The organism is bacterium (assembly GCA_035549195.1).
Taxonomy (GTDB): Bacteria; Oederibacteriota; Muellerivitia; order Muellerivitales; family Muellerivitaceae; genus DASZRK01.
Map to the genome: position 1 here is coordinate 14,351 of DASZRK010000023.1, position 26,095 is coordinate 40,445.

Consider the following 26,095-nt stretch of genomic DNA (forward strand, 5'->3'; position numbering starts at 1 on the left):
TTCCAGGACCGACCGAGATGGAAGGCCTCCCCTCACGGTATCGGTGTGTCCTATTCGCAGACCTATCGATAGTCGTATCCATTGGGCAGCCCCGGGTTCCTGTTGTTAAGGACCCGGGGTTTTTTCATTTCGGGGAAAGGTCAGGAGCCGGTGCTTTCGTACTGGTTGATGCCCCATTTCCAGCAGGCCCGTGCCTCCAGGACGAACAGGACCGCCGCCAGGGGGGCGGCCAGGAAAAGCCAGGGAGCCAGTCCCTTGTCGAGCAGCAGGCCCGCGGGAAGATAATTGAATGCCCCGTAGGGTAGGAGGAACATCAGGGCATATTGCAGCCAGCCCGGGAAGATGCTCAAAGGGTAACGAGTGGCCTGGAGCAGGACATGGGGGATCATGAAGTGCATCGAGGTGGGGCCGATGAAACGGAAAGAGAGGCTCCCGAAGATGACCAGGGCCGAGGTGTACATGACCGAGCCGCAGAGGACGCAGAGGGGCAGGAGGAGCCAAGCTTCCAGGGGGGCGTGGAGGCGGACCAGGGCCAGGCCGGCCAAGCCATAGCCCATGAAAAGGTTCCCGAAGGAATGGAGTTCGGGCCGGGTGATCAACAGGAAATAAAGTGAATCGACCGGGTAGGTCATGAGACGGTCCAACTCGCCCATGACCACGTAGTAAGGAAGCATCCAAATATGGTTGAAAAGCAGCTCCGAGGTGCCCAGAGAAGCCGCCATCACCCCGAAGAGAAGGACAACCTGTTCCGGCGTCCAATCGTTCAGCCGTGGGGTCTGGCTGAAGACGATCCATAGCAGGCCCAACGCGGACAACTGCAACATGCAGGAAGTCAGTACCCCCAGCACCATGTCCACCCGGTATTCGAACTTGGCCTGCAGGGCGGTGTTGAAGGCCATCCAGTAGAGCGCCAGTTTTTCCTTCATGGACTATCCTCCTTGGACTTCCAACTGTTTGAGGGAACGGCCCATCAGGAAGCGCCCCAGAAGGAAAAGACCGGCGGTCCAGGCGACCTGTTCCCCCAGAAGAGCCCAGGCCTCCGCGCCCCGGGTGGTCCCCAGGTAAAGGGAGACGGGGGTATAGAGGGTATGGCGGAAGGGGAGCCATTGGCCGATGTTGTAAAGGAAGGCGGGGTAGAGGGTGAGGGGCGCCGAGATGCCGGAGAAGGTCTGGTGCAGGGCCCCTCGGGCTGCGAAGATCCCGTATCCGCTGTAGGTATAGAAGGCCCCCTGAACGAAGACGAAGCAGATGAGGTATTGGATCAGGAAGGCCATCAGGAAACTGGGGATGAAGAAGGCCAAGGCCTCCCCACCGGCCGGGAGGATCTCGTCCCCCAGGAAGATCCAACCACATCCGAAGACGACCATCCCCAGGACCCCGTTGAAAAGACCGTCGCTGATGGCCTGGACCCCTTGGGCCATCTGGAAGTCCACGGGCTTCAAAAGGTCGGTGGCGATCAAGCCCTGGCGGATCCGTTGTCCGATACGGAACTCCACGCTCATGCTCAGGCCATAATTGACGCAACCGGCCATCAAAAGGTAGGGGAACATCCGGGTGTGGCTGGCCGCCAAGGCCGGGTTCTGGGCGAAGACCTGCTTCCAGACCAGCATGGGAATGGCGTACATCAGCATGGCCGTCAGCAATGAGGTCACGGTGGAGGCCCGGTAGGCGAAGCTCGCCTTGAGCGACCGGACGAAGAGGGATCCGTAGCTTTCCAACATCTGCCCGGCGGTCAATGGGGGTTGGAGGGACCGGAAGTTCATTTCAGTCCTTCTGCCGGTAGATGCGGGTCACGATGGTCTCGATGTCGGTCTTTTCCAGGGTCAGGTCGGCGACCTTGGGGCCCCTCAGGAGGGCCTGGGTCAGGGCGGGGGCGGCCCCGGCCTTGCGGTATTCCACCACCAGGCGGTGGCCTTCCGCCTCCAGCACTTTCCCACCATGGCGTTTCATCTCGGCGGTGAGCTTCTTCAGGGCCGCCGGGGCGATGGGCCGGTGCAGTTCGGCCACGATACGGGATTCCCGGGCGAAACGGGTCTCGAAGGCCTTGAGGGAGCCGTCGAAGAGCAAGGTCCCCTTGTCCAGGAGCAGGAGGCGGTCGCAGGTCTCGGTGATGTCCTTCAGGTCGTGGGTGGTGATAAGAAGGGTGGTCCCGAAACGTTCCTGCATGTCCGCAATGAACTCCCGGACCTGTTCCTTGACCGACAGGTCCAGGCCGATGGTGGGTTCGTCCAGGAAGGCGACGGCGGGTGCGTGCAGGAGCGCGGCCGCCAGGTCGCAACGCATCCGCTGGCCCAGGGACAATTGGCGCACGGGCGTGCCCAGCAGGGGCTCCAGGCCCAGACGTTTGACCGCCTGGGAGTAGGTGACCTGATAGACCTCCTCGGGGATGCGATACATGGTCTTCAGGAGCCGGAAGGTCTCGCGCACCGGGATGTCCCAGAGCAGTTGGGGCCTTTGGCCGAAGACCACCCCGATATTGAGGGCCAGTTCCCGGCGCTGCTTCCAGGGCAAAAGACCCAGCACCTCCAGGGTGCCCCCGGTGGGCACGATGATGCCGGTGAGCATCTTCAAGGTGGTGGATTTGCCCGCCCCGTTCTCGCCGATCAATCCCACCCTTTCCCCGCGGCCGATGGTGAAGGAGACCCCCCGCACGGCGGGGACGTCCTCGGTCCGGCCCGAAAAGAGGGACTGGATCGAGCCCAAGAGGCCGGGCTTGTGGATGCGGCGGGTATAGCTTTTGGCGAGTTTTTCGACCTTCAGCGCGAGTTCCATGATTTGACCTTGAGTAGGGAGTCCGTTCGAAGTCGAGCATCTTAACAAGGGTCCCGGAGGGTCGAAAGGGCCCATTTTAGGGCCGGATGGCCGGTGGAAATCCTGTCCCAAGAGGCGTAACCTTTTTAAGCGGGGTCTTTTGAAAGGAGAACGTCATGGACAACCACAATCTTTCGGATCCTAAGGACGTCGAATTGGAAGCGGATATCAGCCGCGTCATCCGCAACCGGGGCATGGGCATCCATGTCACGGTCCGCAGCAGGGTCGTTTCCCTCTCGGGAGTGGTGGATGATTTCGCGACCAAGCGGGATATCGAGTCCGCGGTCCATGGGGTGGCGGGAGGCTGCACCATCCATAACAATATCCGGGTGGCCCGCATCGCCGACTGAAGGGGCTGGTCCGGCACCGGGATGAAACTCCAACTTCCATGGGTTATACTCTCGCCTTTCGCACCATCCAAGGGAGGGACCCATGCTGAAGACCTTGTTGCTTGCCGCCAGCCTTGCCATTCCTGCTGCCGCCGTCCTGGCCGATGACGCGCCCGCGTCGACCCCGGCCCCCACGACCGTCGCCAAGACGAAAACCGTCAAGTCCGCCAAGGTCGTCACCACCGCCGATGGCTTGAAATACCAGATCCTCAAGACGGGCAAGGGGAAGGCCGCCAAGGCCGGCCACCGGGTCTCCGTCCACTATACGGGTTGGCTCACGGACGGCACCAAGTTCGATAGTTCGGTGGACCGGGGCCAGCCTTTCCAGTTCAACCTCGGCGCCGGCCAGGTCATCCGGGGCTGGGATGAGGGTGTGGAGGGCATGAAGATCGGCGAGAAGCGTAAGCTGACCATCCCTTCCTCCTTGGGCTATGGAGAACGGGGAGCGGGCGGCGTCATCCCACCCAACGCGACCCTGATCTTCGATGTGGAACTCCTGGGCGTCGAGTAGGGCGGCCCCATGGAAACGCGTTTCGTTATCGGCGTCCTTGTCATCATGCTGGCCGCCGGAGCCCTTTATTGGGTTCGTTCGAAGCGGGGGGGCTTTCCTCCGTCCGGCCCCTTGGAGGTCCCGGCTTCTGCTTCCACCATCACCACCGCTTCCGGGCTCCGCTATCTGGTCCTCCAGGAAGGAACGGGAGAAGGGGTCCCGGCGGGCAAGAAGGTCACCGTCCATTACACCGGTTGGCTGACCAACGGCACCAAGTTCGACAGTTCCCTGGACCGGGGACGTCCCTTCGAATTCACCTTGGGGGTCGGCCAGGTCATCAAGGGATGGGACGAGGGCGTCCAGGGCATGAAAGTGGGCGAAAAGCGGAAGCTCCTCATCCCCTCGGCGCTGGGTTATGGTCCCCGGGGCGCGGGGGGCGTGATCCCTCCCAACGCCGACCTGGTCTTCGAGGTCACCTTGCTGGGTTATCAATAAGGAAGAACGGCATTCCATGGCCCGATCCAAGATCCGATGCATCGGCATCCTGACCGCCGGGGGCGATTGCCCGGGGTTGAACGCGGTCATCCGCGCAGTGGTCAAGAGCGCCAACTTTTCGGGCATGGACGTCGTGGGGATCCAGGATGGCTTCCGGGGCCTGGTCGAGAAGAACATGAAGGTCCTGGCCCCGGAGGACGTCTCGAACATCCTTACCTTGGGGGGGACCATCCTGGGTTCCTCCAACAAGGACAACCCCTTCCATATGCCGGTCACCGTCCGGGGCAAGGCACGCTTCCGGGATTGCGCCTCCGAGATCCCGCAGAGCCTGCGGCGCCTGGGCATCCAGGCCTTGGTGATCCTGGGCGGCAACGGTAGCATGACGGTGGCCCACCGACTGGCCCGCATGGGGGTCAAGATCGTCGGGGTTCCCAAGACCATCGACAACGACCTGGAGGGGACCGACCAGACCTTCGGCTATGACACGGCGGTATCGGTGGCGTCGGAAGCCATCGACCGCCTGCACACCGTGGCGGCTTCCCATCACCGCGTCATGGTGGTGGAGGTCATGGGCCGCAATGCCGGGTGGTTGGCCCTGGGGGCGGGAATGGCCTCGGGAGGGGATATCATCCTCCTCCCCGAATTACCCTATGACGAGTGGAAGGTCGCGGAGACCATCCATGACCGCCGTAAGCGCGGCAAAAAAAGCAGTATCGTGGTCATCGCGGAAGGGGCCCATCCCAAGGGTGGAGGAGTGGTATTGGACCGCCCGAATCCCAGGTCCAAGGGAAGGATCCGCTTGGGGGGCGTCGGCCGGGAGCTGGCGCATCACTTGGAGACCAAATCGGGCATCGAGACCCGATCGGTCGTGCTGGGCCACATTGTCCGGGGCGGCACCCCCACCGCCTTCGACCGGAAATTGGCGACCCTTTTCGGGGTCCATGCTTTGGAACTGGTGAAGGACGGCCGGTTCGGCCGGATGGTCTCCCTGAAGAACCAAGCCATGGATTCGGTGCCCTTGGAGACCGCCGCCGGCAAGACCCGGATCGTGCCCAAGGACCATGAGTGGGTCCTGGCCGCCAAGCGCATCGGTGTGGATTTCGGCGTTTGAACATCCCTTCCTTGACCGCGGAACAACTGATCCATCTGCTCGACCTAAAGCCCCATCCGGAAGGAGGCTATTTCTGCGAGACCTACCGGGGGCCGTCCCTCATCCCGGGCCATCAGCCTAGCCGCCATTATTCGACCGCCATTTATTACATGCTGGTCCCGGGGGCGGTTTCCAAAATGCATCGGTTGGGTTCGGACGAGATCTTCCACTTTTACCTGGGGGACCCGGTGACCTGGGTCCTTTTGGAGAATGGGGGGAATTGGCGGAAGGTCGTCTTAGGGTCCGACCTTGGGATGGGGCAGACGGTCCAATGGGTGGTCCCCGCAGGTACTTGGTTCGGGGGCTATTTGAAGGAAGGCGGGAGGTTCGCCTTGATGGGGACGACGGTGGCGCCAGGCTTCGATTTCGAGGACTTCCAGTTGGGGTCCCGGGACCTCTTGTTGAAGGAATTTCCGGGAGCGGAAGCGGAGATCATGCGTCTAACTTGAAACTTCCCCGTGGGTGGTGGCGTAATAAAGGGGGCTGGAATTTCATTTCGGAGGGATTCTGTGAGAAAAGCATGGGTGATGGCCTTGGGCCTGACAATTTTGGCCGCCGGGACGATGGTCCGGGCGCATGACATGGATAAGGATGGGGGGGCCAAGAAAGCCACCTTGACCGGTACTTTGGTGGATGTGGCCTGCTATCTCGGGGATAACGAGACCGGCAATGACCATATGGGAATGAAAAAGTGCGGCACTGAATGCCTCAAGAGCGGGAGCCCGGCGGGATTGCTGGTCGATAAGAAACTTTATGTCCTGGCCTTCCCAGCCTCGGCTTTCGCCGAGTACGTGGGCAAACAACTGGAGTTGACCGGCGAGGTCTATCCCGGTGACGTCCTGATCCCCAAGAAAGCCGCCGAAGTGGATAAGGATGGCAAAAAGAAGAACATTAATATCCGCGGCAAGGCGATGATGTAAAACGACCGCCCTTTGGAAGCGAAGGTGCGTGGATTCAGGGGTTGTCTCGACCCCAAGCCGAGGTCCGAGGGTGATACGGGCTACCGCTGGTTTTTGAAGGTTTTCAAATGGAACGGTTTGTCCACCCTGGAATGAAGGTTCAGGGTCGGACAATGAAAGGCCATGAGCCCCTGGGGTTCCCGGGGGCTTTTTGTTTTTAGGCCTTCTTCTTCCTTGTAGAATGGCCCCATGAAAACCACCTTTTCCGCCCAAGAACTCCGATATTTCCTGTCCGTCGCCCGGAAGGCCGCCCAAGCGGGGGGCGCGCGGGCCCTGCGTTATTTCCAAAAGAACGTTCCGGTCATCAAGAAGGTGGACCGCTCGCCCGTGACCCGGGCCGACCGGGAAGCCGAAAAGGTCATTCGGGGCATGCTGGCCAAGGCTTTCCCGGATCACCAGCTTTGCGGGGAAGAATTCGGCTGGGATAAAAGCTCCAAAAACGATTTCAAATGGTGGATCGATCCCGTGGACGGCACCCGGCAGTTCATCCGGGGCATTCCCTTTTGGAGCACCCTGTTGGGGCTCGAATATAGAGGGGAGGTGGTGGCCGGGGTCATCCACTTTCCGGCCCTGAAGAGTACCCTTTGGGCGGCGAAGGGCCAAGGTTGTTTTGCGGACGGGAAAAGGGCCCATGTGTCCAGGATCCAGGACCTAAAGAATGGCACCCTGACCTATGGGGGGCTACGGCTCACCTCCCGTTCTTACCGAAAACGTCTGACGGACCTTATCGGAAAATGCTACGACGACCGGGGTTTCGGGGATGCCTTCGGCCATGCTTTGGTCATCCAGGGGAAGGTCGAAGCTATGTTGGACCCGGTGGTGAAAGCCTACGACGTGGCTCCCATCAAGATCTGCGTGGAGGAAGCGGGCGGCCAATTCACCGACCTTAAAGGGGCCAGGACCATCCATGGGGGCAATGCCCTTTCCAGCAATGGACTGACCCATGGACAGGTACTAAAAACTATCCGTTAATTTCATTTCTAGGGGATCTATGATCTACAAAAAGAAGATCGTGGTGGTCATGCCAGCCTATAACGCCGCCAAGACCCTGAAAAAGACATATGACGAGATCGATCGGACCATTGTGGACGATATCATCCTGGTGGATGACGCGAGCCGGGACGAAACCGCCCAATTGGCCAGGAAGTTGCGGATCAGGACCATCATCCATCCCAAAAACCTTGGTTATGGAGGAAATCAAAAGACCTGTTATGCCGCCGCCCTCAAGTTGAAGGCCGATATTGTCATCATGTTGCATCCGGACTATCAATACGACCCCAAGCTCATCCCGGCCATGGCCTATATGCTGGGGTCAGGGCTTTATGACACCGTCCTGGCTTCCCGTATCCTTGGCGGACAAGCCCTTCAAGGGGGGATGCCCCTTTATAAATACATCAGCAACCGGTTCCTGACCCTCACCCAGAACCTCCTGATGGGCGCCAAGCTCTCCGAATACCACACGGGCTACCGGGCTTTCACGCGCAGGGTGCTGGAGTCCATCCCTATGGAAAGGAACTCGGATGATTTCATCTTCGACAATCAAATGCTCTCCCAGATCCATTACCAGGGTTTCCGCATCGCCGAGGTGACTTGCCCGGCCAAGTATTTCGCCGAGGCTTCTTCCATCAATTTCGTTCGCAGCTCAAAATATGGGTTGGGTTGCCTTTGGACGGCTTTGCAATTCCGCTTCAATAAAATGGGTTTGAAAACGGCCCTTTTCGATTTAAAAAAATGATGGTTTTGGGATAGGGGTCCATGGGGACGGATCCCCGCTTTACTCTTTGGCCTCTATTGTGAAAATGTTTTGGGTGGAGATTTTATGTCCAAATTGATCCTAGCCATCGATCAGGGGACCACAGGGACCCGGACCTACCTTTTCGATCCGACGGGCAAGGTCGTGGGAAGCGCCTACCAGGAGTTCACCCAGTATTTTCCAAAGCCGGGTTGGGTCGAGCATGACGCCCTGGAAATATGGGATTCGGTCGAAACCACAGGCCGGAAAGCCCTTAAAAGCGCCGGGGTGAAGCCGTCCCGGATCGCCGGGATCGGTATCACGAACCAACGGGAGACCGTGGTCCTCTGGGACCGGAAAACCGGCAAACCGATCCACAAGGCCATCGTCTGGCAATGCCGTCGTACCGCCCACCGTTGCGACCAATTGAAGGCCCAAGGGAGAGCGGGCCTTTTCCAGAAAAAGACCGGGCTGGTGTTGGACGCCTATTTCTCCGGGACCAAGGTGGAATGGCTCCTTCAGAACGTCCCGGGCGCTGCGAAACGTGCGGCCAAGGGGGAACTGGCCTTCGGGACCATCGATAGCTGGCTTTTATGGAAGCTCACGGGAGGCCATTCCCACGCGACGGACTTCACCAATGCTTCCCGCACCCTTTTATTCAACATCCGTACCAAGCAATGGGACGACCAGCTTTTAAAGCTGCTCCATGTCCCGCGGGCGATCCTCCCGAAGGTCCATCCTTCCGCCGGAAGGTTCGGCGAGACCTCCAAGAAGAGCTATCTGGGTGGAGGCATCGAGATCAGCGGGATCGCCGGTGACCAGCAAGCCGCCCTTTTTGGACAGGGCTGCCATACGCCCGGGACCCTGAAGAACACCTATGGCACCGGTTGTTTCCTCGTGCTCAACCTGGGGAAGCAATTCCTGCTCTCCAAGAACAAGCTCCTGACCACCCTCGCCTGTGACCCTCATGGACAGCCTTGTTATGCCCTGGAAGGTGCGGTCTTCATCGGAGGGGCCGCCATTCAGTGGCTGCGTGACGGGCTCCAGGTCATCAAAACCTCGCCTGAATCGGAAGTCTTGGCCCGAAAGGTCCCGGATACGGGTGGGGTCTACCTGGTCCCGGCTTTCGTCGGATTGGGCGCACCCTATTGGGATCCCCATGCCCGGGGTGCTTTGATCGGGATCACCCGGGGCACGAAGCGGGAACATGTGGTGCGGGCCGGGCTGGAATCGCTCGCCTACCAGACGAAGGACCTGGTGGACGCCATGGTGAGGGATTCGAAGATGCGCTTAAGGGAGTTGCGCGTGGATGGGGGGGCCTGCAAGAACGACCTGCTCATGCAATTCCAGGCGGACATTTTGAACGTGCGCATCGACCGTCCTAAAATGGTGGAGACCACCGCGCTGGGCGCCGCGGCCCTGGCTGGCCTGGGTGTGGACCTTTGGGGTCCGGGCGCCCGGGTCCCCCATATCCGAAAGACGGATAAACGATTCACACCGAAAATGAAGGGCTCGAAAAGGGAAAGACTTTGGGCCGGTTGGAAGGACGCGGTCGGCCGCGTCCTGACCCGAGGATGAAAAGGAAGACCTATGATCGTTTGTCCGAAATGCAATCAAACCAGCGCCAATGATAAGTTCTGCACCAACTGTTGGACCGACTTGGCGGCCAAGCCCAGGAAACGGAAGCCGGAAGGGGACCGGTTGGGTGAGAAACAGAAGAGCGTCCTTATCTTGGGCGGTCTTGCGATCTTGGCATTTTTGATGTTGAGCATGCTCCTCGAACTGATGAAGAACAACGCCAGGGAACGGTCGGAGCCTGTTCCCGTTGCGACCGTCACCGTTCCTTAAGGGTCACCCTTTGCCGGTCATTTCCTGGATCCGTTCCAGGACCTGGTTCTCCTCTTGTGTGGTCGCCTCCACCGGGATGGTCCAGGACCTTCCCTTTCTCCCGCCCCACCAATAGCGATCCTCGAGCAGGACCCGGGTCCCGATGCCGATAACCTTCACCAGGGTTTCATCCGACCCTTGGGGAATGAGATGGACCTGGATGTCCTCCGTGAGGTCCAGCGGATGCCCATAGCGGTCGGTGTAGACCTGGGTCCGGCAAATGGCTTTTCCCCCACAGCTCACATAGACATCGTTCTCGTTGATCACTTCCTTGAAGATCGTGATGGCGGACGGATGCCTCTTTCCCCTCCAATAAAGTTCATAGGGAGGAGGTGGGATGAGACCTTCAGTGAAGATACCCTCCGGGTGTTCTTCCCAAAGGGCTTCGATCGCTTTTTGGACCTCGAAAACCGATCCTTTCACGATGGCCTGAGTGGGAAGCGGGTGGTCCAAGGGATGGGTCACCAACTGAGGCTCCCGACATCCGGCCAGAAGCCCAAAACTCCCAAAAAACATTAAAAATAAGCCATTTTTAGCCTTTTTAAGTCTTGGGTGTTGATTCACTTGGATCCCCTTAAAAACCATGAAAATCGTTCCAGTTTAGCTGGCTCCCACCCCTCTAAACCAATGTAAATTCCCTAATTTTTAAGCGAAAAGTAATTGACGGTGGGGAAAACAAGTAGATAATGGGTCAAAGTGGTAAACAGTGGGATAAAGTGGTTTTTAACAGAAACCCTTATATTCCCGCATAAAAATGACATTTTGGACCCGCCCTTCAAGGCGGTTGGTTCTTTGGAAAGTGGGAAGCATGTTCCGCGGGATCTTTCACAACACCCTCGACGACAAAGGCCGCCTGAGCATCCCGGCCCGCTTCCGGGAGCAGCTTAAGAACGACCACGAATCGCCCCTGGTGCTGACCTTGGGGTTCGACCAATGCCTGTTCCTTTATCCGATGGATGTATGGAAGAAGATCGAGGAGAAGCTCTCTTCGCTGGACACCTTGAACGCGGACGTGAGGCAGTTCCAACGCACGGTGCTCAAGGCCACCGATGAGGTGGAGGTGGACCCGCAGGGGCGCATCACCATCTCGCCGGTCCTCCGCAAGGAGGCGGGGCTCGCGAAGGCCGTGGTCATCGCGGGGATGCTGAACCGCATCGAGATCTGGGACAAGGCGCGGCATGAAGGGTATCACGCCCAGACCTCCCAGTCGCTGGAGATGCTGGGGCAGAAGCTTTCGGACAAGGGAATTCAATCCTTGAACCTTTGACCGGGGTGGGGAAATGAACATCGGGATCGAGGTCCGTGAGCATTTTTCGCTGGTCCATGTCGATGGGGACCTGACGAGCGAGGATTTTGAAAGGCTGGGGACGGCCATCGATCGTTTGATCAACAAGGGTTACCGGCATGTGGTCCTGGAGATGACCGGCGTCGCCGAAATGGACGCCAAGGGGGTGGGGACCCTCGTCAATCACTGGAACCATGTGCGCTTCAAGAGGGGGGATCTCCGCATCGTCGGCCTGAACGGCCGGTTGGCGCACCTGTTCCGCGCCATGGGTGTGGATGGGTTGTTCGGCAAGGCGAGGACCTTGGCCGAACTCCTGGAACAAAAAGCTTCGACCGCCGTTTCGGCGTAGGGAAAGGGAGGGGACCGTGGCCGTTTCAACGCAGACCGACACCGTGACCGTGCTGCGCCTTTCGGGCGACCTGGGCCTTTCCGACATGGAGGACCTGGTCCGCGTCCTCAACAGCCTGGTCCTGGAGAACAAGTGCCGGGTGGTCCTCAATTTCCGGCGCGTGCGCCACGTTTCCCTGAGCGCCATCGCGCTCCTGGCGGACCGCAACCGCCGCTTCCGCGACCTGGGCGGCGACATCAAATTGACCTCCTTGATCCCCTATGTGGCCAATCTCTTCAAGTTGGTCGGGGCCTTCAGCGTCTTCGACATCGTGACGGACGAGGACGAAGCCGCGGCCCGTTTTGAAAGCTGACGTTCCCCACGTTCCTGTCCTTTTGAGGGAAGCCGTGGAGTGGTTGTCGCCCCCGCCCGACGGGGTGGTGCTGGACATGACGGTCGGGATGGGCGGCCACTCGAGCGAGCTCTTGAAGCTCCTGCCGAAGGGCCGTTTGGTCGGGTTGGACCAGGACGCCGATGCCTTACAACACGCTGGCCGAGCACTCAGGAAAGACCCTCGGGTCTCCCTGTTCAAGGCTAACTTCGCCGACGTCCTGTGGGTGCTGAAGGATCTCTCGATCAGCGAGGTCGACAGCGTGTTGATGGATATTGGCGTATCCTCCCTTCAATTGGACACCCCCGAGCGGGGTTTCTCCTTCGGACATGACGGTCCTTTGGACATGCGCATGGACCAGCACGCGGGACACACCGCGGCCTGGGTCGTCAACACCTATTCCGAACAAGAGCTGACCAAGATCATCTTTGAATTTGGCGAGGAGGCCAAAGCGAGGGCCCTGGCCCGCGCCATCGTGGCCGACCGGGTCCAAAAACCCTTCGAGACCACGGGCCAACTCGCGGCCCTGGCGCAGCGCATTGTCCCTTCCGGCAAGAAGCCCGGCGAAAAGCACCCGGCGACCCGTCTTTTCCAAGCCCTTCGCATCGAAGTGAACCGTGAACTGGAAGTCCTCCAAAAAGGTCTGAAAAGCGCCCTTTCGGCGCTCAAGCCCGGGGGCCGTCTGGCCGTCATTACCTTCCATTCCCTGGAGGACCGCATCGTCAAGCATTTCATGCAGGACGAGGCCGTCGATTGCCTCTGTCCCCGGGACCTTCCCCAATGCGCGTGCGGCCATAAGGCTTCCTTGAAGATCCTCACCCGAAAACCCGTCACGGCTTCCGAATCCGAACTGGAACAGAACCCACGGGCCCGCAGCGCCAAGTTGCGCGTGGCCGAAAAACTACCTCCTGCCGCCGTTCCCTCGAAGGCATAGGCCGGCATGGAAAGCGTCGAAACATTGAATGTCGGGATGCGGAAGGCCGGGGAGATCCTGGACGCCGGTCTCTTCTGGCGGGGCAACCTGGCCAAGGCGGTCAAACGCCGGGATTTTCGGGGGACGGTCTGGGGGATCGGGGGCTTGAGCCTTTTCCTGTTCCTCTATGTCTGGCTCCACATGCAGGTGGTGAAGCTCAGTTACGAGGTCCAGGGCCTGCGGCAGCAGAAGCAACAGCTGACGAACGAATACTACTACCTGAAGTACCGGATGCATGACGTGAACAGCCTTTCCCGCACCGAGCAGGTGGCGCGGGAAAAACTCGGGATGGTGACGCCCCGCTCCGACCAGATCGTGATCCTGGAGGAGGACGGCGAGGGGGCCCCGGGCTGGCTCGCCTTTTGGGACCGCTGGATGAAACGCTGGAACGGCAAGTGAGGCCATGGGCTCGATAAGGAACTACAACCCGGTGCAGAAAAGGATCCTCCTGGTGGAGGGGGTGGTCCTGCTATCCATCCTGGCGGTGGAGGCCCGGCTGGCCTATCTCCAGATCCTCAAACACGCCGAATTCCACCGCATGGCCTATCACCAGCAATATTCCCCCAAGGAGACCCGGGCTTCCCGCGGCATGATCGAGGACCGATCGGGCGACCTGCTGGCCATGAACATCGACCTCTTCAACGTCTGCGCCCATCCGAACCAGATCCAGGACAAATCGGGGACCGCCCGGGCCCTGGCCCAGGCCCTGGGCAGTTCCTACGCCGAGATGCTCGCCAAGGTTTCCGGCGACCGTTCCTTCGTCTGGATCGCACGCCAAGTGCCCTATGAACGTTCGGAAGCGGTGGAGAACCTGAAGCTCGAGGGGGTCGAGGCCACCCGGGAACAGCGCCGCTTCTATCCGGACCACGAGATGGCCGCCCACGCGCTGGGATTCGCGGGGCTGGACAACCAGGGGCTGGACGGCCTGGAAAAGCGCTACAACGCCTCCCTGACGGGCAAGAAGGGGCTGGTCATGACCGAACGGGACGCCCGGGGGCGGGTCGTGCTGGCCGACAACAAGATGAAGACGGCCAACGTGGACGGGCTCAACGTGGTGACCACGCTGGACAAGACCATCCAGCATATCGCCCAGGTCGAGCTCCAGAAGGCCTACGAGAAATACCGCTGCAAGGCCGCCTCCATCGCGGTGATGGACCCCAAAACGGGCGAGATCCTGGCCCTGGCCGATTTCCCCAACTACGACCCCAACCACTATAAGGACTTCTCCACCGGGGTCTGGCGCGACCGCATGGTGAACGATTCCTTCGAGCCCGGCTCCACCTTCAAACTCATCGCCGCCTCGGGGGTCCTGGAGGAGGGCGTGGTGAAGGAGGACGACAAGTTTTTCTGCGAGAACGGCGCCTACCACACCGATTACGGCCGCGTGGTCTCCGACCACGAAAAGCACGGCTGGCTCACCTTCCGGGAGATCTTCGGCTATTCCAGCAACATCGGCATGGTCAAGGTCAGCGCCAAGCTGGGCAAGGAAAAGCTCTACGAGTACGCCAAGAAGTTCGGGTTCGGGACGCCCACGGGCGTGGACCTGCCCGGCGAAGCTGCGGGCAAGCTCCGGCCGGTCTCCGAATGGAGCGGTCTTTCCATGACCACCATCCCCTATGGCTACGAGGTCTCGGCCTCGCCCATGCAGGTCCTCGACGCCTATGCGGCCATCGCCAACAAGGGGGTGATGATGCGCCCCTACCTGGTCAAGCGCCTGGAGACTCCCTCGGGCCAAGTGGTGAAGGAGTTCAAACCCCGCCGGATCCGGCGGGTGGTCTCGACCGAGACGGCGGAGCGCATGACCGCCCTGATGCGCTGGGTGGTGAAGAAAGGGACGGGGACCGCCGTGGACCTTCCCGCCTACGACATCGCGGGGAAGACCGGGACGGCCTACAAGTTCATGAACGGCCATTACTCCCGCTGGAACTATGTTTCCTCCTTCGTCGGTTTCGTCCCCGCCGAGGACCCCAAATACGTCATCTATGTCTCCCTGGACGACCCCCGGGGCATCTACTGGGGCGGCTACACCGCCGGTCCCGTGTTCAAGGAAGTGGCCAAGCGCGCCCTGGCCTATGCCTTGGTGCCGGGCAAGGACGAGGCGCCGGTGGAAGTGGATGCGCGTCAAGGCGCCTCCATCCCCGCCTTCGTGGGGCTCACCCAGGAGCAATGCAAGTGGCTCGCCGGCCGGAACGGCATCCGCGTGGTCTTCAACGGCAAGGGCAAGCGGGTGGCGGTGCAGTCGGCCACCCCGGGTTCGCCCCTGCCCTCGCAGGACCTGGCCCATTTCAAGGTCCTCTTGACCATGGGCGAGGTGGAGGAGGCCCAGGCCAAGGGACCCATGCCGGACCTGAGGGGCAAGACCAAACGGCAGGCCCTGGCGTTGCTGGCTCCTTTGGGATTGAAGATCAATTTCCGGGGCGAAGGGGTGGTCCGTTCCCAATTCCCGCCCGCCGGACGGATCGTGGAACCCAATAGTCCCTGCGACCTGGCCTGCGATATCCCCGTGGCCGACACCCGGGGCCTGGGACCGGGAGGACACTCGTGAGGTTCCACCAATTGATCAAAGGGTTGAAGGGCTCCCTGCAAGGGGCCCCGGGGGATCCGACGCTCAGGGGCGTGGCCGAGAATTCCAAACTCGTCAAGAAAGGCGATCTTTTCATCGCCGTGCCGGGCGCCAAAGCCGACGGCCGGGAATTCGCGAAGGAGGCCGTGGCCCAAGGGGCGGCCGCCCTTTTGGTGGAAAAGCGGGCGATCGACGGCCTACAAGTCCCCCAGTTCGTGGTGCCCGAAGTCCGGGCGGCTTTGGCCCGGGTGGCCCATCGCTTCTACGGTGCCCCCTCCCAAAAGGTGAAGGTCATCGGCGTGACGGGGACCAAGGGCAAGACCACCACCACCTTCCTCATCCGTTCGCTCCTGCGGTCCGCGGGACAGAAGACCGCTTTGTTCGGGACCATCGCCTATGAGGTCGGGTCCAAACGGATCGAGGCGAACAACACGACCCCTTCCGCCCTGGTCCTGGCCCAACTGCTCGCCCAGGCCCGGAAAGCCGGTTGTTCCTGGGCGGTCATGGAAGTGTCGTCCCACGCCCTGGACATGGGCCGCGTGAAGGGCATCGAGTTCCGGGGGGCGGCGTTCACCAACCTGGGCCGCGATCACCTGGATTACCACAAGGATTTCGCCCATTACTTCGCCGCCAAGAAGAGGCTTTTCACCCAGTTCCCGACCATCCGGGCCCGGGTCGCCAACGCGGACGACGCTCATGGAAAAAAACTCCTGCGCGCCCTGGGGAAGAAGGGGGTGGGTTACGGGATCGAGACCCCCTGCCGCTATCAGGCGAAGGACGTGGACCACCGTCCGGGCCATATCCGTTTTTCCGTCCAGGGCCATCCCTTCGAAGCGCCCATCTCCGGTCTCTTCAATATTTACAACGCCCTGGCCGCCGTGGCGGTCCTGAGGGAACTGGGGTTTTCCTGGACGGCCCTGCAAAGGGGCCTGGAACATGCCCCCGCGGTGCCGGGCCGCTTCGAAAAGGTGAACGCGGGGCAGGACTTCACCGTGCTGGTCGATTACGCCCACACCTCCGATGCCTTGGAACAAGCCCTGACCGCCGCCCGGGAGATCCTGGAGACGCCGGACCAAAAGCTCATCTCGGTCTTCGGTTGCGGTGGGGACCGGGACCGGACCAAGCGTCCCCTGATGGGTCGCATCTCCGCCCAACTGGCGGACCTGACCGTGGTCACCTCGGATAACCCGAGGACGGAGGATCCCAAGGCCATCCTGAAGCAGATCGTGAAGGGCATCCCCGCGGGTCTCCAACGCAATGGACACCAGCGGGTCTTCGTCCAGCAGGACCGGGGGGCGGCCATCCGTCTGGCCCTGTCCAAGGCGCGTGCCGGGGATCTGGTCCTCATCGCCGGAAAGGGCCACGAGACCTACCAGATCCTGGGGAACAAGAAGATCCATTTCGACGACCGGGAGGTCGCGAAAACGATACTGAAAAGGCTTTTACCGCGAAGAAGCGAAGTCCGCGAAGCAAGGAATAAAAATGATTGAACCTTCTTGGGTTCGGGCCGGGATCCTTTTTGTTTTTCTTCGCGATCTTCGCGTCTTCGCGGTGAAAAGGGGTTTTTAGTTGTTGCCGTGGACCTTGAGGGAAGTGGCCGCCCTGACCAACGGGCGGATGGTGGGCGATCCCGACAGGGTGGTGAAAGGCGTGGTGCATGACACCCGTAACGTGAAAAAGGGAGACCTTTTCACGGCCATCCGGGGGGCGAGGTTCGACGGGCACCGCTTCGTGAAGGAAGCGGCGGAGAAAGGGGCCGCGGCGGTCCTGGTCACGAAGAGGGTGACGACCAAGGTGCCCCAGGTCCTGGTGGCGGATACCACCCGGGCCTTGGGGGACCTGGGACGTTCCCAGCGCCTCCAATGGGGAGGTCCGCTGGTCGCGGTGACGGGAAGCGTGGGCAAGACCACCGTCAAGGATATGACGGCCTGGCTCTTGGAAGGGTCCCGGAGGGTCCTTAAGACCGAGGGGAATTTGAACAACCATTGGGGGCTGCCGCTGACCCTCCTGCGGTTGGAAAAGGGTCATCAAGCGGCGGTGGTGGAACTGGGCATCAACCATCCGGGCGAGATGGAGGGGCTTTCGGATATCGCCCGGCCCGATGTGGCGGTGGTGACGCGCATCGGGGAAGCCCATCTGGAGTTCTTCCGGGACCGCCGGCAGCTGGCCCGGGAAAAGATGATGATCGCCGCTCATTTACGTGAAGGGGGAAGGAATATCTTGAACGCCAACGATGCCTTGTTGAGGACGAACGTGGAGAACGTGGTCACCTTCGGGTTGAAACTGGGACAAGTGCGGGCCCTTAACCTGGAATCGGAAGGCTTGGGCACCCGGTTCGAGATCGCCGCCCAGGGTGAACGGGTCCCGGCCGAACTGCACATGCCCGGCCTCCACAACGTCTCCAACGCCACGGCGGCGGTCGCCGCGGGACTCGCCCTGGGCCTTCCCCTGAGGAAACTGGTCCAGAGGCTCGCCTCCTTCCGGTCCCAGGCCCCCATGCGCATGGAGATCAAGAACTTGAACGGGATCCTTTTCGTGAACGACGCTTACAACGCCTCCCCGACCTCCATGGAGGCGGCGCTCCTGACCTTCGACCGCATGCAGGGCCCCAAGCGCAAGTGGGCCGTGCTGGGGGACATGCTGGAGTTGGGCGAGTTCTCGCCCGAGACCCACTACCGGATCGTGAAGCGGGCCTTGGAGACCTCCATCGACCGGGTGGTGCTGGTGGGGCCCCGGATGGGACGGGCCTTCGAGCGCCTGGAGCATCCGCGGAAGGAAAAGGCCCAGGTCTTCGAGGACGTGAACGAGGCCCGGGCTTTCTTGCGCCGCTCCTCCCAAAAGGGCGACGCGGTGCTGCTGAAGGCTTCCCGGGGAATGAAGCTCGAACGCGTCCTGGAGGGCTTTTAATTGCTCTACCACCTCCTCTACCCGTTGTCGAACCACTTCCACGGGTTCAACGTCTTTCGCTATGTGACCTTTCGGAGCGTCTACGCCGCCTTTACGGCCTTCCTGCTCTGCCTGCTACTGGGCCGGGCCATCATCGAGCGCATCCGCTCCGCCCAGATGGGCGAGAAGATCCGGAGCGACGGCCCCTCCTCCCACTCGAAGAAGGCGGGCACCCCCTCCATGGGCGGGATCCTGATCCTGGTGACCCTGGGCCTGAGCATGCTGCTGTGGGTGCGGTGGGATTCCAAGTTCCTCTGGATCGCCTTCTTCGCCCTGGTCTGGTACGGACTGCTCGGTTTCGCCGACGACTACATGAAGCTCAAGGGCATCGGGAAGAGCCGGGGCATCCCCAGCTTCTGGAAACTGGTCCTTCAGACCCTGGGGGCCATCCTCATCGTTTATGGCTATCTGGACGCCATGCCTGACGACTTCGTCCTGAAGACATCGATCACCGTTCCATTCTTCAAGCATCCCCTGAACCTGGACACCCTTTATCCGCTCTTCGCCGTGTTGGTCATCGTCAGCGCCTCCAATTCGGTGAACCTCACCGACGGGCTGGACGGATTGGCCATCGGTTGCACGACCTTCGCGGCCATGGCCTTCGTGGTCATCACCTACGTGGTGGGCAACGTCAAGTTCAGCGAATACCTCAAGATCATCAATGTGCCCGGGGCCGGAGAACTGACGGTCCTTTGCGCGGCGCTGGTGGGGGCCGGGCTGGGTTTCCTCTGGTTCAATGCCCCGCCGGCCCAGGTCTTCATGGGCGACACCGGGTCCCTGGCCTTAGGCGGGCTTTTGGGGACGGTCGCGGTCTTGGTCAAGCAGGAATCGCTTCTCCTGATCGTGGGCGGCATCTTCGTGGCGGAAGCCCTCTCGGTCATCATCCAGGTCACCTCCTTCAAGATGAGCGGCAAGCGGGTCTTCAAGATGGCCCCCCTACACCATCACTTCGAGCTTTCGGGCGTTCCCGAGAGCAAGCTGATCGTCCGTTTCTGGATCGTGGCCATCATCCTGACGCTGGTCACCTTGTCGACGCTGAAACTCCGTTAAAGAAGAGGAATTACCGCGAAGACGCGAAGGGAAGCGAAGTGAAAAGAAGCCGAAAAGACGAACAAGAACAAAACATTCGCATCTTCGCGGTGAAAAGGACCTGAGGGTTTTTATGCACTACGTACATGGAAAACAAGTGGCGGTGATCGGCCTGGGAAGGTCCGGGTTGGCCGCCGCGCGCCTTCTCACGGTCCACGGGGGCCATGTGACGATCCTGGACGATAAGACCCCCGAGAAGCTCGCCGCCTGGATCGAGAAGGCCAAAGACCTGCCCCATACGAAACTGGTCCTAGGAGGGGTCCAACCCTCGACGGTCCTGGCCTGCGACATGGTAGTGGTCTCGCCGGGTGTCCCTTATGGCCATCCGGTGCTGGAGGCTGCCCGCTCCAAGGGATTGCCCGTGATCGGCGAAATGGAGCTGGCCTTCGGTTATTGCCAGGCCCCCATCGCCGCCCTGACCGGTACCAACGGCAAGACGACCACCACGACGCTGCTCACGGCGATGATCAACGGCGGGGGCAAGAAGGCCGTCGCGTGCGGGAACATCGGAAAGGCTTTTGCCGAGACGGTCTTTGAACTCTCGGCCGAGGATTGGGCGGTCTTGGAGGTCTCGAGCTTCCAATTGGAGACCATCGAGGAGTTCCGGCCCAATGTGGCCGCCATCCTGAACGTCACCCCCGACCACCTGGACCGCCATGACGGCATGCAGGCCTATGTGGAGACCAAGGGCCGCATTTTTGAGAACCAGAAGGGCGGCGATTCGGCCATCTTGAACGCTTCGGACAAGTACACCCCTATTCTCTCCAGCCTGGCAAAAGGCCCTCTCTATTACTTCGGCTTTCCAGGGGACCGGGGCGCCGCGAAGCCTGGCTGTTACGTGGTCGGAGACCACATCGAGCTCCTGGGCCGTCCTTTGATCCCGGCTTCCGAACTCAAGATCCCCGGGCCCCACAACCTGGAGAACGCCTGCGCGGCGGCCCTGATGGCCTCCCTCTGCGGCGTGAAGGACGACGACATCGCCCGGACCCTTTCGGAGTTCCAGGGGGTCGAGCACCGGCTGGAGAACGCCGGCGAAGTGGAGGGGGTTCGGTTCATCAACGATTCCAAGGGCACCAACGTGGACTCGGTGGAGAAGGCGCTCCAGAGCTTCCCAAAGCCCATCGTGCTGATCCTGGGCGGCCGCGACAAGGAAGGGGATTTCACCAAGCTCATCCCCCAGATCAAGGAGAAGGTCACCCGGGTGGTGGCTTTCGGCGAATGCAAGTCCAAGGTGGTCCGGCAATTGTCCCCGGCGGCCACCGTGGTGGAATCGGGGACCTTGGAAGAGACGGTCAATGGGGCTTTCGCGGCGGCGGAAAAGGGCGGGGTGGTGCTGTTCTCGCCCGGATGCGCCAGCTTCGACATGTTCCAGAACTATGAGGACCGTGGCCGGCAGTTCAAGGCCGTGGTGGAGAAGATGCGCCAAACGAAGGCGGGTAAAAGTCCTGCCGGAGTTTGAGGTCTGGTTTTGACGTTTTGGCCGTTCGATGGTCGGAGCTGAAAGCTGTCAGCGGCTAGCTGTCAGCCGATCTTAGGAAAAGGAGGGCTTTCATCCTTACGTTCGGATTCTGACAGCAACGCTTTTCAACACCTTTCCAACACCTCCAACACTCTGCTCGGAATCCGAACGAAGGGATGAACGCGGGGGCCTGATGGCCCCGGACGCCGCCGTGGCCTTGCGCCCCGGGACCTTAATGACGTGACCCGTTGGAGGGAAAAAGTTGGGCTTTAAGACGAAAGAAAAATCTTCGCCGGATTTCCTGATGTTCCTGCTCACCCTGATCCTGGTGACGGTGGGGCTCATCATGATCTATAGCGCCTCGGCCATCCTGGCCCATGACCGCTACGGCAATTCCTATTACTTCTTCGGACGCCAGCTCCTTTGGGTCCTGGTCGGGTGCGCGGGCATGTTCCTGGCCTCCCGGGTGGACCTGGAGCGTTTGCGGGCCCTGGCCATCCCGGCCCTCTTTGTTTCCATCCTTCTCATGGCCCTGGTCTGCGTTCCGGGGATCGGCAAGACCGTGGGCGGCGCCCAACGCTGGTTCCGGCTGGGCCCTTTCTCCTTCCAGCCCTCCGAAGTGCTCAAGATCGCCCTCATCTTCTACCTGGCCGATTCCCTGGACCGGCGCCGCCAGGCCCTGGCCCAACTTTCCGGGCTGGTGCCCTACCTGGTCATCCTGGGCGTCTGCATGGCCCTGCTCGAGAAACAACATGACTTCGGGACGGCGGTCCTCCTGGCCATGGCCACTTTGCTGCTCCTGTTGCTGGCCGGGGTCCAATGGACCTACTTCCTGGTGCCCTTGGCCATCCTCATCCCGGTCTTCATCTTCCTGGTGGAATCGGCCAGTTACCGGATGAAGCGCATCACGGCCTTCCTGAACCCCTGGGAGGACCCCCAAGGGACCGGCTTCCAGCTCATCCAGAGCCTCATCGCTGTGGGGAACGGGGGCCCGGTGGGGGTCGGACTTTCCAACAGCACCCAGAAGCTTTTCTACCTCCCTGCGCCCCATACGGATTTCATCTTCGCCATCATCGCCGAGGAGATGGGCTGGATCGGGGCGGGGACCTTGGTCTTCCTCTTCGCGGTCTTCATCCTGCGCGGCTTCAAGGTGTCCTCCTTCGCCAGCACCCGGGAGAACGGCCTTTTTTCTTCCCTCCTGGCGGCGGGGATCACAGGTCTCATCGGCTTTCAGGCGATCCTGAACCTGGGGGTGGTGACGGGACTTTTGCCTACCAAGGGCATTCCCCTCCCCCTCATCTCCTACGGCGGATCCTCCATGGTCTTCACGCTCACCTCCATCGGGATCCTGTTCAACATCTCGCGGGGCATGAAGCTCCCGTCGCCGCTGGGTCCTGCCCAGGCGGTGGGAGCGTGACCAAGGTGATCATCACGGGCGGGGGGACGGGCGGGCACATCTTCCCGGGCATCGCGGTGGCCCGGGAGTTGGGGAACCAAAAGGAGGCGCAGGTGCTTTTCGTAGGCAAGACCGAGGGTTTGGAATCACGCTGGGTACCGGACGCGGGCTTTGCGTTCGAGGGTGTCCGGGCCGTGCCTTTTCCGAGGACGCTGGGCGCTCGGTTGCTCACCTTTCCCTTCGACCTTTTGAGGTCCCTTTCCCAAGCAGGCAGGGTCCTGGCGGGTTTCTCGCCCCAGGTGGTGCTTTCCACCGGGGGTTACGTGTCGGTGCCGGTTTCGCTGGCGGCGGCCTTCCGGGGGATCCCGGTGGCGCTGTTCGAACCGAATGTCGTGCCGGGCCTGGCGGCCCGTTTCTCATCCGTTTTCGCAAGGAGGGTTTTCGTCGGGTTTCAAGGCACTCTACAACACTTTTCCAAAGGGAGGACCCAATGGACGGGAATACCGGTGCGGGAAGAGATCGTGACGGCCGAGAAGGAGACTTCGAGGAGGAGCTTCGGTCTGCATCCACAGACCCCGACGGTGTTGATGTTGGGCGGGAGCCAAGGGTCGCGCGCCCTGAACCAATGCATGACCGACGTGATCCGGTTCCTGGGGGAAGGGGAACAGCCGGTGCAGGTGCTGATGATGACGGGATGGGACGACTACCGCAAGACGGTGGACCAACTGGACAAGTGCCCCCTCAAGGCGGTCCTGAGGCCTTTCTTCGGCAACATCCACGAGGCTTACGGGGCCGCGGACCTGGTCGTGGCGAGGGCGGGGGCGATCACCTGCGCGGAGATCCTAAGCCGCGGATTGCCGGCGGTCCTTATTCCTTATCCGCACGCTTCCGGGCACCAGGAGAGGAATGCGAGGACCTTGGAAGCGGCTGGGTCGGCTCTCGTGATTACCGAAAAAGAGCTAAACGAAGAAAAACTGGCCCGGACAGTGATCTCCCTCCTGAACGACGGGGAGCGGCTTAAGGGGATGGGCGAGGCGGCCGGACGTCTGGCCAAACCCCAGGCGGCGGCCGAGATCGCCAAGGGGTTGTTGGAACTGGCGGAAAAGCAATGAAAGACCATTTGAACCACGGAGGACACGGAGAGCACGGAGAAAATCGAAAAGGGGAACGAATCTTCAAATGTTCAAACTCGTTGTCCTCTGTGCTCTTTGTGGTGAAAAGGATCTTGGCGTGAAAAAAATGAAATACCAACCGAACCAGGCTTTGGGCAATGTGAAGCGGGTGCATTTCATCGGCATCGGCGGTGCGGGCATGAGCGGCATCGCGGCCGTATTGCTTTCCCTCGGCTACAAGGTCTCGGGAACCGACCTGAAGCCTTCCGACGTTACCGAACGCCTGCAGGATATGGGGGCCAAGGTGCATTTCGGGCATAAGGCGGCCCATGTGCAGGGCGCCGACGTGGCGGTCTATTCGGCGGCGGTGCCGATGGACAATCCGGAGATCGTGGAGGCCCACCGGGAGGGGATCCCGGTCATTCCCCGCACCGAGATGCTGGCCGAACTCATGCGCCTGAAATACGGGATCGCCGTCTCGGGCACCCACGGCAAGACCACCACCACCTCCATGATCGGACTGGTCATGACCGAGGGAAAACTGGATCCCACGCTGGTCATCGGGGGCCAGGTGGATGCCTTCAAGTCCAACGCCAAGCTGGGGCAGGGCCCCTACCTGGTGGCCGAGGCCTGCGAGGCCTTCGGGGAGTTCTTCCTGCTGGCGCCCATGATCTCGGTGGTGACCAACATCGACGACGACCACCTGGACTACTACGGATCCATCGACAAGGTACGGGGCGCTTTCGTGGAGTTCGCCAACAAGGTGCCCTTCTATGGCTGCGTCATCCTGGGGGCCGACGACCCGCAGGTGCGCATGATCCTGCCCCAACTGAAGAGGCGGTCGGTCACCTATGGTTTCGCCAAGGATGCCCAGGTGGCGGCCCGCAAGGTGAAACTGGAAAAGTCCGGGTCCGTTTTCGAGTTGGAGCACGACGGCAAGAGACTGGGAACGGTCCGACTGCATGTGCCGGGCCGGTTCAATATCCAGAACGCCCTGGCGGCGGCGGCCGTGGGACTCGAGTTAAAGGTGCCCTTCGCCCGCATCGCGGCGGGCTTGGCCCGGTTCCATGGGGCCAAGCGGCGTTTCGAGATCAAGGGCTCCTACAAGGGCGCGGTGGTGGTGGACGATTACGCCCATCACCCCACCGCGGTGGCCGAGACCCTCAAGGCGGCCAAGCATTTCGCGGGTAACAAGAAACTGCTGGTGGTCTTCCAGCCCCATCTTTTCTCCCGTACCCAGCTCCTCCGGGACAAGTTCGGCAAGTCCTTCGCCGAGGCCGACGAGGTGGTCATCGCCGCCATCTATCCCTCCCGGGAGAAGCCCATCCCGGGGGTGACGGGCATGACATTGGTCGAGGCCTTGCGGGAGAACAAGCACCCCGACGCCCGCTCCATCGAGGACCGGACCTCCCTGGTGGACTACCTCAAGACGCACCTGACCGATAAACACGTGCTCTTGACCATGGGGGCCGGGGACATCTGGAAGGTCGGCGCCGACCTCGTCCAGAAGCATAAAGGATAGGCCATTGAACCACCGAGAGCACGGAGGGCACGGAGATGGAATTGAAAAGACAGGAACAGGAAAGGTCTTTTCGGTGACCTCTGTGTCCTCTGTGGTTCGAGGGATTCAGTCGTGCTTTTAGCCGAAAGGAATAACGTGGATTTGGCGGAACTGAAGAAGATCGTGAAGGGCAAGGTGCTCCTGGACCACTCCATCGCGCCCTACACGACCTACTACTTGGGCGGTAAGGCGGGGGCTTTCGTGGAGCCGCAAGGGGTGGAGGACCTGGCCGAACTCCTGCGGACCCTGACCCATGGAAGGGTCCCTTATTTGATGCTGGGGGGCGGCAGCAACCTTTTGTTCGCCGACGAGGGTTTCCGGGGCGTCGTGATCCGCTTGGGACGGGGGTTCCAGGGGATCCAGATCGAGGGCGACCGGGTGCGGGTCCAGGCCGGGACCCAGTTGGTGAAGGTGCTGGCCAAGACACGGGAAGCCGGATTGGGCGGGGTGGAGTTCTTCGCGGGCATCCCGGGCACCTTGGGTGGCGCGGTGGTGGGGAACGCCGGGGCGAAGAAAGCCTGGATCGGGCCCACGGTCGAGGAACTGACCATCGTCACCCCGCAGGGTGAAGTGAAGCGTTTGAAAAGGGCGGACTACCACTACGGTTACCGCAACAGTTCCTTGAAGCTGACGGGCCATGTGCTGGTAGAGGCGGTCTTGAAGCTCAAGAAGGAGCCCAAGGACGCCATCGAGAAGAAGGTGAAGGAATATTTCAAGGTCCGCCGGGGCAAGCAACCCAAGACGGAGAAGAACGCCGGGAGCGTGTTCAAGAACCCCGAGGGGGATTTCGCGGGGCGCTTGACGGAGTCGTTGGGTCTGAAGGGGTTCAAGGTGGGCGGCGCCCGGATCAGCGAGATCCACGCCAATTTCATCATCAACGACGGGACGGCGACGGCCCACGACGTGGTGGCGGTGATGCGGGAGGTCCAGGGAAGGGTCCAGAAGGAATACGGGATCCGCTTGGAGCCGGAGATCCTTCCCTTGGGCGATTGGGACCGGGAAGAGATCAAGGATGTGTTCTGGAATTGGAAGCCGAAGGGTTCGAACGACGCCTCTGACCACAAAGATGGGAAATAAAG

General features: G+C 61.1%; 28 protein-coding genes. 24 read left to right on the top strand and 4 right to left on the bottom strand.

Annotated features, from left to right (window positions below; genetic code table 11):
* Positions 1 to 140: 140 nt before the first annotated feature.
* The 3 genes from VHE12_06520 to VHE12_06530 are packed head-to-tail and all read right to left on the bottom strand — an operon-like array spanning position 141 to position 2,772.
* Complete coding sequence (locus VHE12_06520; GenBank protein HVZ80444.1) at positions 141 to 926, bottom strand: ABC-2 family transporter protein; 786 nt, start codon at positions 924 to 926, stop codon at positions 141 to 143.
* Between the two features lie 3 nt (positions 927 to 929).
* Positions 930 to 1,763 carry an ABC-2 family transporter protein gene (locus tag VHE12_06525; GenBank protein ID HVZ80445.1) on the bottom strand — a complete coding sequence of 278 codons (834 nt, stop codon included), beginning with the start codon at positions 1,761 to 1,763 and terminating at the stop codon, positions 930 to 932.
* Position 1,764: 1 nt separating this feature from the next.
* The gene (locus VHE12_06530) at positions 1,765 to 2,772 is read right to left on the bottom strand and encodes an ATP-binding cassette domain-containing protein (protein ID HVZ80446.1); all 1,008 of its coding nucleotides are present in this window, start codon (positions 2,770 to 2,772) and stop codon (positions 1,765 to 1,767) included.
* Positions 2,773 to 2,927: 155 nt separating this feature from the next.
* On the opposite strand from VHE12_06530, the gene VHE12_06535 reads away from it, so the two are divergent.
* From VHE12_06535 to VHE12_06580, 10 genes are all read left to right on the top strand, one after another.
* Positions 2,928 to 3,161: a BON domain-containing protein gene (locus VHE12_06535; GenBank protein HVZ80447.1), complete on the top strand. Its 234-nt coding sequence runs from the start codon at positions 2,928 to 2,930 to the stop codon at positions 3,159 to 3,161.
* Between the two features lie 82 nt (positions 3,162 to 3,243).
* On the top strand, positions 3,244 to 3,711 hold the full coding sequence (locus VHE12_06540) for an FKBP-type peptidyl-prolyl cis-trans isomerase (protein ID HVZ80448.1): 468 nt from the start codon (positions 3,244 to 3,246) through the stop codon (positions 3,709 to 3,711).
* A 111-nt stretch (positions 3,712 to 3,822) separates the two neighbouring features.
* Positions 3,823 to 4,185: an FKBP-type peptidyl-prolyl cis-trans isomerase gene (locus VHE12_06545; GenBank protein HVZ80449.1), complete on the top strand. Its 363-nt coding sequence runs from the start codon at positions 3,823 to 3,825 to the stop codon at positions 4,183 to 4,185.
* Between the two features lie 16 nt (positions 4,186 to 4,201).
* Positions 4,202 to 5,296, top strand: coding sequence for an ATP-dependent 6-phosphofructokinase (locus VHE12_06550; protein ID HVZ80450.1), 1,095 nt, complete (start codon positions 4,202 to 4,204; stop codon positions 5,294 to 5,296).
* Positions 5,297 to 5,307: 11 nt separating this feature from the next.
* Positions 5,308 to 5,784 carry a cupin domain-containing protein gene (locus tag VHE12_06555; protein ID HVZ80451.1) on the top strand — a complete coding sequence of 159 codons (477 nt, stop codon included), beginning with the start codon at positions 5,308 to 5,310 and terminating at the stop codon, positions 5,782 to 5,784.
* Positions 5,785 to 5,844: 60 nt separating this feature from the next.
* Positions 5,845 to 6,255, top strand: coding sequence for a hypothetical protein (locus tag VHE12_06560; protein HVZ80452.1), 411 nt, complete (start codon positions 5,845 to 5,847; stop codon positions 6,253 to 6,255).
* A 228-nt stretch (positions 6,256 to 6,483) separates the two neighbouring features.
* Positions 6,484 to 7,266, top strand: a complete 783-nt coding sequence (locus VHE12_06565) for an inositol monophosphatase family protein (GenBank protein ID HVZ80453.1) — start codon at positions 6,484 to 6,486, stop codon at positions 7,264 to 7,266.
* A gap of 19 nt (positions 7,267 to 7,285) precedes the next feature.
* Complete coding sequence (locus VHE12_06570) at positions 7,286 to 8,029, top strand: glycosyltransferase family 2 protein (GenBank protein HVZ80454.1); 744 nt, start codon at positions 7,286 to 7,288, stop codon at positions 8,027 to 8,029.
* A gap of 84 nt (positions 8,030 to 8,113) precedes the next feature.
* Complete coding sequence (gene glpK, locus VHE12_06575) at positions 8,114 to 9,604, top strand: glycerol kinase GlpK (GenBank protein ID HVZ80455.1); 1,491 nt, start codon at positions 8,114 to 8,116, stop codon at positions 9,602 to 9,604.
* 12 nt (positions 9,605 to 9,616) lie between these two features.
* Entirely contained in the window at positions 9,617 to 9,874 is a 258-nt protein-coding gene (locus VHE12_06580; protein ID HVZ80456.1) for a hypothetical protein, read from the top strand.
* 3 nt (positions 9,875 to 9,877) lie between these two features.
* Here VHE12_06580 and VHE12_06585 read toward each other — a convergent pair whose 3' ends face one another.
* Positions 9,878 to 10,381, bottom strand: coding sequence for a hypothetical protein (locus VHE12_06585; GenBank protein ID HVZ80457.1), 504 nt, complete (start codon positions 10,379 to 10,381; stop codon positions 9,878 to 9,880).
* Between the two features lie 340 nt (positions 10,382 to 10,721).
* On the opposite strand from VHE12_06585, the gene mraZ reads away from it, so the two are divergent.
* From mraZ to murB, 14 genes are all read left to right on the top strand, one after another.
* Positions 10,722 to 11,180, top strand: a complete 459-nt coding sequence (mraZ, locus tag VHE12_06590; protein ID HVZ80458.1) for a division/cell wall cluster transcriptional repressor MraZ — start codon at positions 10,722 to 10,724, stop codon at positions 11,178 to 11,180.
* 13 nt (positions 11,181 to 11,193) lie between these two features.
* Positions 11,194 to 11,547, top strand: coding sequence for an STAS domain-containing protein (locus VHE12_06595; protein ID HVZ80459.1), 354 nt, complete (start codon positions 11,194 to 11,196; stop codon positions 11,545 to 11,547).
* 16 nt (positions 11,548 to 11,563) lie between these two features.
* The gene (locus VHE12_06600) at positions 11,564 to 11,899 is read left to right on the top strand and encodes an STAS domain-containing protein (protein ID HVZ80460.1); all 336 of its coding nucleotides are present in this window, start codon (positions 11,564 to 11,566) and stop codon (positions 11,897 to 11,899) included.
* Entirely contained in the window at positions 11,889 to 12,851 is a 963-nt protein-coding gene (rsmH, locus tag VHE12_06605; GenBank protein ID HVZ80461.1) for a 16S rRNA (cytosine(1402)-N(4))-methyltransferase RsmH, read from the top strand. The genes VHE12_06600 and rsmH overlap by 11 nt, the downstream gene beginning before the upstream one ends.
* A gap of 6 nt (positions 12,852 to 12,857) precedes the next feature.
* Positions 12,858 to 13,289: a cell division protein FtsL gene (locus tag VHE12_06610; protein HVZ80462.1), complete on the top strand. Its 432-nt coding sequence runs from the start codon at positions 12,858 to 12,860 to the stop codon at positions 13,287 to 13,289.
* A gap of 4 nt (positions 13,290 to 13,293) precedes the next feature.
* Entirely contained in the window at positions 13,294 to 15,435 is a 2,142-nt protein-coding gene (locus tag VHE12_06615) for a penicillin-binding transpeptidase domain-containing protein (GenBank protein ID HVZ80463.1), read from the top strand.
* Positions 15,432 to 16,943: a UDP-N-acetylmuramoyl-L-alanyl-D-glutamate--2,6-diaminopimelate ligase gene (locus VHE12_06620; protein HVZ80464.1), complete on the top strand. Its 1,512-nt coding sequence runs from the start codon at positions 15,432 to 15,434 to the stop codon at positions 16,941 to 16,943. Before VHE12_06615 ends, VHE12_06620 begins: the two co-directional genes overlap by 4 nt.
* A 79-nt stretch (positions 16,944 to 17,022) precedes the next feature.
* Positions 17,023 to 18,360 (top strand): UDP-N-acetylmuramoyl-tripeptide--D-alanyl-D-alanine ligase, encoded by a 1,338-nt coding sequence (gene murF, locus VHE12_06625; GenBank protein ID HVZ80465.1) that lies wholly within the window; start codon positions 17,023 to 17,025, stop codon positions 18,358 to 18,360.
* A complete protein-coding gene (gene mraY / locus VHE12_06630; protein HVZ80466.1) occupies positions 18,361 to 19,449 on the top strand; it encodes a phospho-N-acetylmuramoyl-pentapeptide-transferase in 1,089 nt (362 codons plus the stop codon). It abuts the gene before it with no gap.
* A gap of 112 nt (positions 19,450 to 19,561) precedes the next feature.
* Positions 19,562 to 20,947 carry a UDP-N-acetylmuramoyl-L-alanine--D-glutamate ligase gene (murD, locus tag VHE12_06635; protein HVZ80467.1) on the top strand — a complete coding sequence of 462 codons (1,386 nt, stop codon included), beginning with the start codon at positions 19,562 to 19,564 and terminating at the stop codon, positions 20,945 to 20,947.
* A 262-nt stretch (positions 20,948 to 21,209) separates the two neighbouring features.
* Positions 21,210 to 22,364: a putative lipid II flippase FtsW gene (gene ftsW / locus VHE12_06640; protein HVZ80468.1), complete on the top strand. Its 1,155-nt coding sequence runs from the start codon at positions 21,210 to 21,212 to the stop codon at positions 22,362 to 22,364.
* Complete coding sequence (gene murG / locus VHE12_06645) at positions 22,361 to 23,455, top strand: undecaprenyldiphospho-muramoylpentapeptide beta-N-acetylglucosaminyltransferase (GenBank protein HVZ80469.1); 1,095 nt, start codon at positions 22,361 to 22,363, stop codon at positions 23,453 to 23,455. The genes ftsW and murG overlap by 4 nt, the downstream gene beginning before the upstream one ends.
* A 127-nt stretch (positions 23,456 to 23,582) precedes the next feature.
* Positions 23,583 to 24,977: a UDP-N-acetylmuramate--L-alanine ligase gene (murC, locus tag VHE12_06650; protein HVZ80470.1), complete on the top strand. Its 1,395-nt coding sequence runs from the start codon at positions 23,583 to 23,585 to the stop codon at positions 24,975 to 24,977.
* A 135-nt stretch (positions 24,978 to 25,112) separates the two neighbouring features.
* The gene (gene murB, locus VHE12_06655; protein HVZ80471.1) at positions 25,113 to 26,093 is read left to right on the top strand and encodes a UDP-N-acetylmuramate dehydrogenase; all 981 of its coding nucleotides are present in this window, start codon (positions 25,113 to 25,115) and stop codon (positions 26,091 to 26,093) included.
* Positions 26,094 to 26,095 lie beyond the last annotated feature (2 nt).

What these genes read in the sequence shown, in the direction of transcription:
- VHE12_06550 (HVZ80450.1), top strand. Translation starts at nt 4,202, where the DNA reads ATGGCCCGATCCAAGATCCGATGCATCGGCATCCTGACCGCCGGGGGC.
- glpK (HVZ80455.1), top strand. Translation starts at nt 8,114, where the DNA reads ATGTCCAAATTGATCCTAGCCATCGATCAGGGGACCACAGGGACCCGG.
- VHE12_06580 (HVZ80456.1), top strand. Translation starts at nt 9,617, where the DNA reads ATGATCGTTTGTCCGAAATGCAATCAAACCAGCGCCAATGATAAGTTC.
- VHE12_06520 (HVZ80444.1), bottom strand. Translation starts at nt 926, where the DNA reads ATGAAGGAAAAACTGGCGCTCTACTGGATGGCCTTCAACACCGCCCTG.
- murD (HVZ80467.1), top strand. Translation starts at nt 19,562, where the DNA reads ATGCACTACGTACATGGAAAACAAGTGGCGGTGATCGGCCTGGGAAGG.
- VHE12_06595 (HVZ80459.1), top strand. Translation starts at nt 11,194, where the DNA reads ATGAACATCGGGATCGAGGTCCGTGAGCATTTTTCGCTGGTCCATGTC.
- VHE12_06570 (HVZ80454.1), top strand. Translation starts at nt 7,286, where the DNA reads ATGATCTACAAAAAGAAGATCGTGGTGGTCATGCCAGCCTATAACGCC.
- murC (HVZ80470.1), top strand. Translation starts at nt 23,583, where the DNA reads ATGAAATACCAACCGAACCAGGCTTTGGGCAATGTGAAGCGGGTGCAT.
- mraZ (HVZ80458.1), top strand. Translation starts at nt 10,722, where the DNA reads ATGTTCCGCGGGATCTTTCACAACACCCTCGACGACAAAGGCCGCCTG.
- VHE12_06530 (HVZ80446.1), bottom strand. Translation starts at nt 2,772, where the DNA reads ATGGAACTCGCGCTGAAGGTCGAAAAACTCGCCAAAAGCTATACCCGC.
- VHE12_06535 (HVZ80447.1), top strand. Translation starts at nt 2,928, where the DNA reads ATGGACAACCACAATCTTTCGGATCCTAAGGACGTCGAATTGGAAGCG.
- VHE12_06615 (HVZ80463.1), top strand. Translation starts at nt 13,294, where the DNA reads ATGGGCTCGATAAGGAACTACAACCCGGTGCAGAAAAGGATCCTCCTG.
- VHE12_06565 (HVZ80453.1), top strand. Translation starts at nt 6,484, where the DNA reads ATGAAAACCACCTTTTCCGCCCAAGAACTCCGATATTTCCTGTCCGTC.
- VHE12_06525 (HVZ80445.1), bottom strand. Translation starts at nt 1,763, where the DNA reads ATGAACTTCCGGTCCCTCCAACCCCCATTGACCGCCGGGCAGATGTTG.
- VHE12_06540 (HVZ80448.1), top strand. Translation starts at nt 3,244, where the DNA reads ATGCTGAAGACCTTGTTGCTTGCCGCCAGCCTTGCCATTCCTGCTGCC.
- VHE12_06610 (HVZ80462.1), top strand. Translation starts at nt 12,858, where the DNA reads ATGGAAAGCGTCGAAACATTGAATGTCGGGATGCGGAAGGCCGGGGAG.